Source organism: Cohnella hongkongensis, from assembly GCF_042654645.1.
Lineage (GTDB): Bacteria > Bacillota > Bacilli > Paenibacillales > Paenibacillaceae > Cohnella > Cohnella hongkongensis.
In genome coordinates, this window is the sequence record NZ_JBHSEP010000014.1 from 144,055 (window position 1) to 154,361 (window position 10,307).

Consider the following 10,307-nt stretch of genomic DNA (forward strand, 5'->3'; position numbering starts at 1 on the left):
AGCGGTAGCGAAGCGCCGGCTTGCCGGTGCGGTCCCGATTTACCGGTTAGGTCTGACGATCCGGGCGACGGGGTTCGGCACGCCGAGAATCCGGTCGCGAATCATCTCGGCCCCCAGATAGCTGTAGATGGTGCCGTTTCCCCCGTAGCCGAGGCAATAGTGCAGGCCGGGGCGATCGGGATCCTCCCCGAGCCAAGGGAGGCCGTCCGGGGATTCTCCGAACGTCGCGTTCCATTCGTATCGGATTTCCGGAGAGTAGCCCGGAAATAGTCCTCGAAGGCCGGACAGCAGCTTCATAGAGCGTGCGCGCAGCTCCTGCTTCGACAGCAGGGGCTGTCGCACGTTCTCGTCCAGGCCGCCGACGATGACCCGGTTATCCTCGGTCGTCCTCAAATACAAGTAAGGACGGGCGGTTTCCCACAGCAAAAAGCGCTCGTGCCAGTCTGCCAGCGAAGGAAGGGGATCGGTGACGATTGCATACGAACGATGAAGAAGCGCCTTTGCCCCGCGACCTCCAGCCGCCTCCGGCGCGTAGCCGACGGCGTACACGACATGCTCCGCCTCGATTGCTCCCCGGTCGGTCTGAACGATATACCGCCGGCCGACCGGCTCCACGCTCAACATTTTCGTCTGCTCGTATACATGCAAGCCGCTTCGAACCGCCTGTTCGGCGAGCGCATGAACGAAGAGATAAGGATTGACTTCAGCGTCGCCGCGAGTGACGATCGCCGCCGACCGGCGAAAAGGGAAGTTGTTCGCGATTCGATCCGCCTCCCACCAATCGGCGTCGAAGCCGTGTCGAGCCAGCATCTCGTATTCTCTTCGCAGCGGTGCGGCGTCTCCGGAGTCGGACGCATAGTACAGACTGCTGCGCCTTCTGAATCCGACGTTTCGCGGCAAGCGTTCGGCGATGTCGTTCACTCTCTCGGCCGCGTGCCTGCAAGCCCGATAGAAACGGACGGCGTCCTCTTCGCCCAACTTGACGGCCAATTCGCTCAGCATCTCGTCGTTGGCGAATTGCAGCAGGCCGGCGTTTGCCGCCGTGCTGCCGGACGCGATTCGGCGCTGCTCGATCAAATCCGTCTCGATTCCGCTTCTCGCCAGCAAGTATCCGCACAGAACTCCGGATACGCCTCCTCCGATAATGACTGCCCGAGCGCGGCGGCGCTCGCCGAGTTCGGGGTAGCGGGCGGGCTCCGGCAGCGAATTCGTCCAGAACAAGGATCCGAAATATAATGGCATGGCGCTGTTCCTCCGATCCGGATATAGGTTCCCTCATCCGATGCAGGTTATTCAGGCCAAGCCCTTTCCAGAGAGCGGCGGTTCGTCTACAATAAGAACAGGAAAAATCTGTGGCAAAAAGTCGAAAGCGAGGACGGAAATGTTCGATCATGGATCTGTTCGGTCCGCTCCGGTGCAGTGGGGAAAAGGATTCTCGCACAACCGGGAGGATCGGCGGTGGACGGCGTTAGATCTGGTATGGGTGGTGCTTCTTACCGCGATTTCGGCAATCATGACTTTTACGGACTTGGGCAATCGCACCGCGCCCCAGACGTTCTGGATGCCTGCCAAGGCAGGGGATTATTTCACCGTCGATTTCGGAGAAACTAGGAAGGTCGACAGGCTGAACTTGTACGAAGGGCCCGGAGCCAGAGGCGAGACGAAGATCGAATATTCGGTCGACGGTCAACATTGGGAATCCTATGCGAAGGTCGAGCACAAGACCAATCGCGTGTTTACGTGGAAGTCGGAAGATCAATCGGTGGAAGCCCGGTATATGCGGTTCACGACGGAGAGGACGGGCTATCGCCTGTACGAGGCCGCCTTCTTCACGAGCGGCATTGAATCCATCCCGATTCCGATCGTCAGCATTGCAGCCGGGAGCGGCAATTCTCCGGCGTCCGAGGGCGGCGGACAGGAAGTGTTCGACGAGCAGCAGTGGGCGCCCTATCGGCCGGATTACCGCAATAGCATGTATTTCGACGAAATCTATCACGGGCGCACGGCCTACGAGTTCGTCCAGGTGATGGAGCCGTACGAGAATACGCATCCGCCGCTTGGCAAAATTATTCTCGAGCTCGGCGTCCGCATGTTCGACATGACGCCGTACGGCTGGCGGTTTATGGCCGGCGTCGTCGGCACGTTGATGGTGCCGCTGTTCTACGCCGTTGCCAAGGGGATGTTCGGGCGGACGAGGTATGCCGTTCTGGCCGCGCTCCTGCTCGTGCTGGAAGGCTTCCACCTCGTGCATTCCCGTTCGGCGAACGTGGACATATCGGGGGTTACGTTTACGATCCTGATGTTCTACGGTATGCACCGGTTCGGGGAGACGAAGTGGCAGAACGGCGGCTTTAAGCGAGCGCTTGGCTACCTGGCGCTTAGCGGCTTGTTCTTCGGAGCGGCTGCTGCCGTCAAGTGGAACTACTTGTACGGAGGAGCGGGGCTGGCCATTTTGCTCGTATTCGCGCTCGTTCGGCGCTGGCGGGAAGGACGGATGTCCGTCGATTACAACACGGCGAGGCGCATCGTGCTGACGTTGATGGCGTGCGTCATCTTTTACGTGGCGGTACCGGCCGGAGTCTATTCTGCGACTTACGCGCCGTTCATCAAGGCGACTAAGGCGGAGGACAGCTACAAGGACTTGTGGCAGTTCCAGAAAAATATGTACGACTATCACAAGGGCGTCAAGGAAGAGCATCCGTACGCTTCGAAATGGTACACGTGGCCGCTCATGCTCCGTCCGGTCTGGTATTATGGCGGAAAAGATCTGGAGCAAGGCCAAGCCCAGAGCATCGCGGCGATCGGCAATCCGCTTATCTGGTGGGGAGGACTCGCTGCGCTGCTCGCCTCCTGGTGGCTTGGCTTTAGGCGGAGAGACCGCATCGTGCTGACGTTGGCCGTCGCCTATCTCAGCTTCTACGTTCCGTGGATGGTCGCTCCGCGAAGCATCACGTTTTTATATCACTATTTTCCGATGGTGCCGCTTCTCATTCTGTCGATCGTCTGGATGCTCCGCTGGTTCGAGGAACGCAGCTATAACGGTCGAAGGGTTACGCTCGCGGTTGGAGTCGCGGCTGCGGGCCTGTTCGTCTGGTTCTACCCCGTCTATACGGGAATGACCATTAGCCGGGAATGGATGAATGTGATGATCCGCTGGCTGCCAAGCTGGGGTTTCTAGGGAGATATGAGAAGGGAGTTTACAAGGTGCAGAAGGGGTGTTTTCTTTCCGTTGTCGTGCCAATGTACAACGAGGAAGAAGTGATCGAGGTCACCTATCGCCGCCTGAAGGCGGTGCTGGACGAGCTGGGAGAGACGTACGAGATCGTGTTCGTGAACGACGGCAGTCGGGACGGAACTTCGGATATCGTGCGCTCCATCTGTGCGGGAGACAGCCGCGTCAAACTGGTGGAGTTCTCCCGCAACTTCGGACATCAGATCGCGGTGACGGCCGGGATGGATTACGCTTCAGGCAGAACCGTCGTGCTGATCGACGCCGATCTTCAAGACCCGCCGGAGCTGATTGCCGACATGGTGTCGAAGTGGCGCGAAGGTTACGACGTCGTTTACGGCCGTCGGATCGAGAGAAAAGGGGAATCCTGGTTTAAAAAGTTTACGGCTGCCGCATTTTATAGACTGCTCAGGTCGATGACTTCGGTCAACATTCCCGTAGATACGGGGGATTTCCGCTTGATGGACCGCAAGGTGTGCGACGCGCTGACCTCGATGCGGGAACGGAGCCGGTTTATCCGCGGCATGGTCAGCTGGACCGGATTTAAGCAAACGTCGGTCGATTACGTCAGGGAAGAGCGATTCGCAGGAGAGACGAAGTATCCGCTCAGGAAAATGATCCGACTGTCGCTCGACGCGATGACATCGTTCTCGACGAAGCCGTTGAAGATCGCCAGCGTGCTCGGCTTCATGATGTCGGTGGCCGGCTTTGTCTACCTGTTCGTCGTGCTGTATCAGCGGCTGTTTACCGACACGACGACGCAGGGCTGGACCTCGATGATTGCGATTAGCCTGCTGTTTCACGGCATTACGCTGTCGCTGCTCGGCGTGCTGGGAGAGTATATCGGCCGGACGTACGAGGAAGCGAAGGGACGTCCGCTCTATTTTGTAGCCGAAGCGGTGAATTTCGGCGAGGAAACGGAAGCCTCCCGGGAGAGGGACGCCGCCGCGACAGTTCGATAAATTAGCCAAGGGAGCTATCCATTTATGAGTTCAAATCCGATACCGGACGTTCCGCTGTTGGCGATGAGAAGAGGCGGCCAGACGGAGAACGTGCATCGAGGACGGATCGCCGTCGTCTCTGCGGGCGACGGCCGGCTGCTGCAGGCGCACGGAGACGCGGAGGCGCTCGCCTATGTGCGTTCCACGGCCAAGCCGATCCAGGCGATGGCGTCGCTGCTGGACGGAGCGGCCGATGCCTATGGCTTGGAGGAACGTCATCTGGCGATGCTGGCGGCGTCGCATCGAGGAAGCCGCCAGCAGATCGAGGCGCTGGAGGATCTGCTGAAGCGGACCGGGCTGGATGAAAGCCTGCTGGCCGTGCAGCCTACGCTGCCCGTAGGCCGCCGATCGAGGGACGAGTATGTCGCGTCCGGGGGCCAGCCGCGCAAGCTGCTCCATACGTGCGCTGGCAAGCATCTCGGCGTATTGGCCTGGAGCAAGCTGAAGGGATGGCCGCTTGAGGGCTATATTCGCCCGGAGCATCCCGCGCAGCGGGAAATCGTTCGCCTCCTCCGGATATGGACGGATACGGAGAAGGAGCCGCTGACCGTCGGCAAGGACGGCTGCGGCTTTCCCGTCGCCGCGATGCCGCTTCGCTCGCTGGCGCTGGCTTACGGACGGCTGGCGTCTCCGGAGCTCGCCGGGGACGGGGCCGAGGCGGCAGCGGCTGGTCGGCTGGCAGCGGCGATGAACGCTTTCCCAGAGCTCGTGGAAGGCCGTCATCGGCTGGCGAGCCTGCTGCTCGAAGATCCGAACCTCGTAGCCAAGAGCGGAGCGCACGGCGTATTCGCGCTCGGGCTGCGAAGGGAGCGGATTGGCGTTGCCTTGGCGGTGACGGACGGCACGGAGGTGGCCTGGCCGCATATCGTCAAAGCGTTGCTGAAGCGATTCGGCGGCGCGTCGGAGGAGACGATGCGCAAGCTGGAGCGGACGTTTCCGAGCGAATTTCTTAACGACGCGCTGGAGGCCGCCGGAAGCTGGGAGGCGGTATTTTAAGAGGAAGCCGCGGCTGATGCTTATTTCTTCTTCAAGGCGTCGCCGACGGCCGTCCTGTACTCCGTCGGCGATTGCGCATACCAGCGGCGAAACTGCTTGGAGAAGTACAGCGCGTCCTGAAAGCCGACCGACGAAGCGATCTGCTCCACGGTCAGCTCCGGGCGCTCGCGGAGCAGTCTTCGCCCGTGATCGACGCGCAGCTTCGTCAGGAAGGTTGCCGGCGATACGCCGGCATGCTGCTTGAACGTGCGGGACAGATAAGCCCGATTATAACCGAGCGTCTCGGCCATTCTTTCGATCGTGATCGGCTCCGCATACTGGGTGGACAAGTAGCCGATCACTTGGCGCGCCAGCTCCTCTCTGTGCGTGCCGGGGCGGGGAAGAGAAGGGACGGCGTCAACGGCAGCCTCACGGAGGCTTCCCAGCAGGAGCAGCAGATGGCCGGAAGCGGTCAGCGACGAGGAGCTCTTCCGTTCTCTGAACGCCTCGAAGACGGCGCGGCATCTTTCTCCCGGCCCTTTGTCCTCTCCGGTATGCGCCACGGGCCGTTCCAGACGGAAGCCGGCATCCGCTACGAGCGCCTCCGCGCCCGGTCCGGAGAATGCGACCCAGCGATACCTCCACGGGTTGTATTCGTCCGACACGTAGTGAAACAGTCTTCCCGGATAGATCAGGAAGCTGTCCCCCGTCCCCAGCTCCACCTCGAATTCCCCCATGCGAAAGAGCCCCTTGCCCGACAGCACATGATGGATCAAATAGTAGTCGACGACCTTGGGTCCGATGCGGTGCAGCGGATTCGTCTGACTGTCTCCGGCGAACAGAACGGTCAGCTCGCCCTCCCGAAAGCCGGAGGGATTGGATGCGACCCGATAGGTTGCTTGCCTGGCCATCAGCACTCCTCCTTGTCTTCTCTTGATTATACCATGACCATCCCGCCGTCATCCTCGCAAAAGTCACATTTCTCCATGGGAAGAGCACTTCGTACCATTTCGGATTACCGGTCATTATCGATATAATGGAACAAACGAAGAACGATTTCGGAGGAGAGATGATCATCCATATGGCACAGCTTACGGAATTGAAAAAGCGGTTCGTAGAGCATTTCGGCGGGGACGCTTCCGGAATATCGGCCTTTCATGCGCCTGGACGCGTCAACCTGATCGGGGAGCATACCGATTACAACGGAGGCGCTGTCTTTCCCGCTGCGCTGACGTTCGGCACGACGTTGTTGATCTCCCCGCGTGAGGATCGCAAGCTTGGGTTCGCCTCGACGAACTTTCCGGTGGCGAAGGAAATTCCGCTGGACGGAATCGCCTTTAACGAGGAGGACGACTGGGCGAATTACCCGAAGGGCATCGTATGGGAACTGAAGCATCACGGCATCGAGCTGACCCGAGGGTACAATCTGCTGTTCCACGGCGAGATCCCGAACGGAGCAGGCCTGTCTTCCTCCGCTTCGATTGAAGTCGTCACGGCCTATGCCTTGCTTACGCTGGAAGGCAAGCCGACGGATACGGTGCAAATCGCGCTCTGGTCCCAGCATGCGGAGAACGAATTTATCGGAGTCAAGTGCGGCATTATGGATCAGTTCGCCGTTGCGAACGGCCGCAAGGATCATGCGATTCACCTCGATTGCGATACGCTTGAATACGAGCTGGTGCCGTTCCGCTCCGGCGATTACAAGCTGGTCATCGGCAACACGAACAAACGCCGGGGACTCGTGGATTCCAAATATAACGAACGCCGCTCCCAGTGCGAACAGGCTGTCCGCGATCTTCGCGCCGCCTTCCCTGAGCTTGCGCTGCTCGGACAGCTCACCTTGCAGCAGTTCGAGGACAACGCCCATCTGATCTCGGATGAGACGGTGCGCCGCCGGGCGCGTCACGTTGTCGAGGAGATCGATCGTGTCGGACGTTCGATCGAGGTGCTGAATCAGGACGACCTGGTCGCTTTCGGACTGTTGATGAACGCCTCTCACGATTCGCTGCGCGATCTTTACGAAGTGACGGGGCCCGAGCTGGACGCGATGGTCGACGCGGCGCGCGAAGTGCCGGGCGTGCTCGGCTCGCGAATGACGGGAGCGGGCTTCGGCGGCTGCACCGTGTCGCTTGTTCATCAGCATTCGGTCGACCGCTTTATTGAGGAAGTGGGCAAAAAATACGAGTCCGCTACGGGGCTTAAGCCTGCGTTTTACGTGTGCGACATTGGAGACGGAGTAGGCGAACTGAAAGGGGAGGCGTAAACGATGGCGGTATTGGTTACGGGAGGAGCGGGCTATATCGGCTCGCATACGGTTGCGGCGCTGCTGGAGAAGGGGGAGCAGGTTGTCGTCGTCGACAATCTGTATCAAGGCCACCGGGACGCGGTTCTGGGCGGCAAGTTCTATGAAGGCGATCTGCGCGACGGGGATTTCCTCTCCCGAGTGTTTCAAGAGAACGATATCGACGGCGTCATTCATTTTGCGGCCAACTCCCTTGTCGGCGAAAGTATGAAAGATCCGGGAAAATACTATCACAACAACGTGTACGGAACGCTGTGCCTGCTCGAGCAGATGCAGAAGGCCGGCGTATCCCGAATCGTGTTCTCCTCGACTGCGGCGACGTATGGCGAGCCTGAGCGGGTGCCGATCGACGAGTATGATCGGACCGTTCCGACGAACGCGTACGGCGAGACGAAGCTGTCAATGGAGAAAATGATCCGCTGGTTCGATGTCGCCCACGGGATCAAGTTCGTGTCGCTGCGCTACTTCAATGCGGCCGGGGCGCACGATTCGGGCAAAATTGGAGAGGACCACAATCCGGAGTCGCATCTTGTGCCGCTCGTGCTGCAAGTCGCGCTCGGGCAGCGGGAGTTTATATCCGTATTCGGCGACGATTATGCGACGCTAGACGGCACGTGCATTCGCGACTATATCCATGTCAGCGATCTGGCGGACGCCCATATTCTGGCGCTGGAACGGCTTCGCCAAGGCGGCGATAGCGCGATCTACAACCTAGGCAGCGGCAACGGCTATTCCGTCAAGCAGGTCATCGACGTTTCCCGCGAAGTGACGGGACATCCGATTCCGGCCAAGATCGAAGCGCGCAGAGCCGGAGACCCGGCGGTGCTGATCGCGTCTTCCGACCGGGCCCGCCAGGAGCTGGGCTGGCAGCCGACACGCGACAAGCTCGAGGACATCGTCAAGAGCGCATGGGAGTGGCACCGAGCGAATCCGGACGGCTATCAGAAGTAAGGGGAGGTTATATCGCATGAACGAATCCGCATCAACCCCTATGGCCATCGAAGAGCATGAATTGGCGGAAGCTATCGAAAGGCTCGTCGCCTTCGCGCTGCATCAAGGGCTGATTGAGCCGCTCGACGTTGACGACGCCCGCAACCGGCTGTTGGACTTGTACGGCGTGAAAGAACCGGCGAGCGGCGAGCTGCCGCCCGCTTCGGAGCTTCCGGACAGCCCGGTTCCGCTGCTGGAGCCTCTGCTGGACGCCGCGGCGGCCAACGGTCTCATTCCGGACGATACGCTGACGTATAGAGATTTGTTCGACGCTCGTATCATGGGGCAGCTGATGCCTCGCCCTTCGGAGACGAGCCGCAAGTTTCGCGAATTGACGGCGGAAGGCATCGCTCGCGCGACGGATTGGTTTTACAAGATGAGCATCGATTCCAATTACATTCGGATGGACCGGATCCAAAAAAACGGCTATTGGAAGCATCGCACTCCGGACGGCGAACTGGAGATTACGGTCAATCTCTCCAAGCCGGAGAAGGATCCGAAGGAAATCGCGCTGCTTAAGTCGCTGCCTCAGTCCCATTATCCGAAATGCTTGCTGTGCAAAGAAAACGTCGGATACGCCGGCCGCCCGGACCACCCGGCCAGACAAAACTTGCGTATTCTTCCGCTAAGTCTGCAGGGAGAGGCGTGGTATTTCCAATACTCGCCTTACGTGTATTACAACGAGCACAGTATCGTATTTTGCGGCGAGCACATTCCGATGAAAATATCGCCGGCAACATTCAGCCGCCTGCTGGATTTCGTCGAGCGTTTTCCGCACTATTTTATCGGCTCCAATGCGGATTTGCCGATCGTCGGCGGCTCGATTTTGAATCACGACCACTTCCAGGCGGGACGTCACGTATTCCCGATGGAGACGGCGCCCGTTCTGGAGTGGCGACAGTGCGCCAAGCAGCCGGAGGTCGCCTTGGGAATCGTACAATGGCCGATGTCCGTTCTGCGCTTGCAATCCGGCAATCGGCAGGCCATTCTGGATGCCGCTTCGGCCATTCTCGACAGGTGGCGCGGCTACAGCGACCCTGCCGCGGAAATTCTCGCCTCCAGCGAGAAGGACGGCGTTCGGGCGGAGCATAATACGATCACTCCGATTGCCCGCATCAAAGACAACGGCGCATACGAGCTCGACCTCGTGCTTCGCAACAACCGGACGAGCGCAGAGCATCCGGACGGCATATTCCATCCGCATAAGGAGCTTCATCACATTAAAAAGGAGAATATCGGCTTAATCGAAGTGATGGGGCTAGCGGTGCTTCCCGGCCGACTGCAAACCGAGCTGAGCGAGATTGCGAATGTTCTGACCGGCAAGACCCGGTACGACGAAGCGGCGATTGCCGATGCCGGTCACCCGCTGAACAAACATGCCGAATGGATATCGACGCTGGTCGACCGTTACGGGACGGATGGCTCCGAAGAAGCGGTGAAGCTCCTTCTTCAAGCCGACGTCGGCGACAAATTCTATGCGGTTCTTCGCGACGCAGGCGTCTATAAGGCAGACGAGAATGGACGGGCCGCATTTGAACGGTTTCTGTCCGAATTCGTAAGGGCGTAATCGAAAGGTTTTATTAATATTAAGGCAGCCAATCCATAACGGTCGGACAGGGGTCCCCCCCCCCTTTCGGCCGTTTTTGTTGTAGGCCTGTTTTGTTTCAAGCGGCTGGTCTTCTTCTCTCCCGGAGCATGCCGTACTCGTTCAGGGTGTAGATCGTGGTGCAAGCGCCAAGAATAAGGCTGCTGAGCGCCTGAACGGGAGCGTGGGCGTTGTTGCATCGGAAGCGGTATTCGTAATAGTAAT

8 protein-coding genes are annotated in these 10,307 nt (G+C 59.4%); 6 read left to right on the forward strand and 2 right to left on the reverse strand.

Features of this window, described 5'->3' with window-relative positions:
* Nucleotides 1-39 precede the first annotated feature (39 nt).
* Nucleotides 40-1,242 (reverse strand): NAD(P)/FAD-dependent oxidoreductase, encoded by a 1,203-nt coding sequence (locus ACFO3S_RS18365; protein WP_378099111.1) that lies wholly within the window; start codon nucleotides 1,240-1,242, stop codon nucleotides 40-42.
* Nucleotides 1,243-1,381: 139 nt separating this feature from the next.
* Between ACFO3S_RS18365 and ACFO3S_RS18370 the strand changes: the two genes are divergently transcribed.
* From ACFO3S_RS18370 to ACFO3S_RS18380, 3 genes are read left to right on the forward strand one after another with little or no spacing between them, the layout of a single operon-like run.
* Nucleotides 1,382-3,178: a phospholipid carrier-dependent glycosyltransferase gene (locus ACFO3S_RS18370; RefSeq protein WP_378099113.1), complete on the forward strand. Its 1,797-nt coding sequence runs from the start codon at nucleotides 1,382-1,384 to the stop codon at nucleotides 3,176-3,178.
* Nucleotides 3,179-3,204: 26 nt separating this feature from the next.
* Nucleotides 3,205-4,191, forward strand: coding sequence for a glycosyltransferase family 2 protein (locus ACFO3S_RS18375; protein WP_378099115.1), 987 nt, complete (start codon nucleotides 3,205-3,207; stop codon nucleotides 4,189-4,191).
* 24 nt (nucleotides 4,192-4,215) lie between these two features.
* Nucleotides 4,216-5,226, forward strand: coding sequence for an asparaginase (locus ACFO3S_RS18380; RefSeq protein WP_378099116.1), 1,011 nt, complete (start codon nucleotides 4,216-4,218; stop codon nucleotides 5,224-5,226).
* Between the two features lie 20 nt (nucleotides 5,227-5,246).
* On the opposite strand, the gene ACFO3S_RS18385 is transcribed toward ACFO3S_RS18380, so the two are convergent.
* The gene (locus ACFO3S_RS18385) at nucleotides 5,247-6,116 is read right to left on the reverse strand and encodes an AraC family transcriptional regulator (RefSeq protein ID WP_378099118.1); all 870 of its coding nucleotides are present in this window, start codon (nucleotides 6,114-6,116) and stop codon (nucleotides 5,247-5,249) included.
* 170 nt (nucleotides 6,117-6,286) lie between these two features.
* On the opposite strand from ACFO3S_RS18385, the gene ACFO3S_RS18390 reads away from it, so the two are divergent.
* Genes ACFO3S_RS18390 through ACFO3S_RS18400 form a run of 3 tightly spaced genes read left to right on the forward strand, consistent with a single transcriptional unit; the run spans nucleotide 6,287 to nucleotide 10,064 of the window.
* Entirely contained in the window at nucleotides 6,287-7,468 is a 1,182-nt protein-coding gene (locus tag ACFO3S_RS18390; protein WP_378099120.1) for a galactokinase, read from the forward strand.
* 3 nt (nucleotides 7,469-7,471) lie between these two features.
* A complete protein-coding gene (galE, locus tag ACFO3S_RS18395) occupies nucleotides 7,472-8,458 on the forward strand; it encodes a UDP-glucose 4-epimerase GalE (protein WP_378099122.1) in 987 nt (328 codons plus the stop codon).
* A gap of 16 nt (nucleotides 8,459-8,474) precedes the next feature.
* Nucleotides 8,475-10,064: a UDP-glucose--hexose-1-phosphate uridylyltransferase gene (locus tag ACFO3S_RS18400; RefSeq protein ID WP_378099124.1), complete on the forward strand. Its 1,590-nt coding sequence runs from the start codon at nucleotides 8,475-8,477 to the stop codon at nucleotides 10,062-10,064.
* The last annotated feature ends 243 nt before the right edge of the window (nucleotides 10,065-10,307 follow it).

Bases quoted from the DNA above. Each gene is read 5' to 3' on its own strand.
- ACFO3S_RS18365 (WP_378099111.1), bottom strand. From the start codon at position 1,242: ATGCCATTATATTTCGGATCCTTGTTCTGGACGAATTCGCTGCCGGAG.
- ACFO3S_RS18370 (WP_378099113.1), top strand. From the start codon at position 1,382: ATGTTCGATCATGGATCTGTTCGGTCCGCTCCGGTGCAGTGGGGAAAA.
- ACFO3S_RS18380 (WP_378099116.1), top strand. From the start codon at position 4,216: ATGAGTTCAAATCCGATACCGGACGTTCCGCTGTTGGCGATGAGAAGA.
- ACFO3S_RS18385 (WP_378099118.1), bottom strand. From the start codon at position 6,116: ATGGCCAGGCAAGCAACCTATCGGGTCGCATCCAATCCCTCCGGCTTT.
- ACFO3S_RS18390 (WP_378099120.1), top strand. From the start codon at position 6,287: ATGGCACAGCTTACGGAATTGAAAAAGCGGTTCGTAGAGCATTTCGGC.
- galE (WP_378099122.1), top strand. From the start codon at position 7,472: ATGGCGGTATTGGTTACGGGAGGAGCGGGCTATATCGGCTCGCATACG.
- ACFO3S_RS18400 (WP_378099124.1), top strand. From the start codon at position 8,475: ATGAACGAATCCGCATCAACCCCTATGGCCATCGAAGAGCATGAATTG.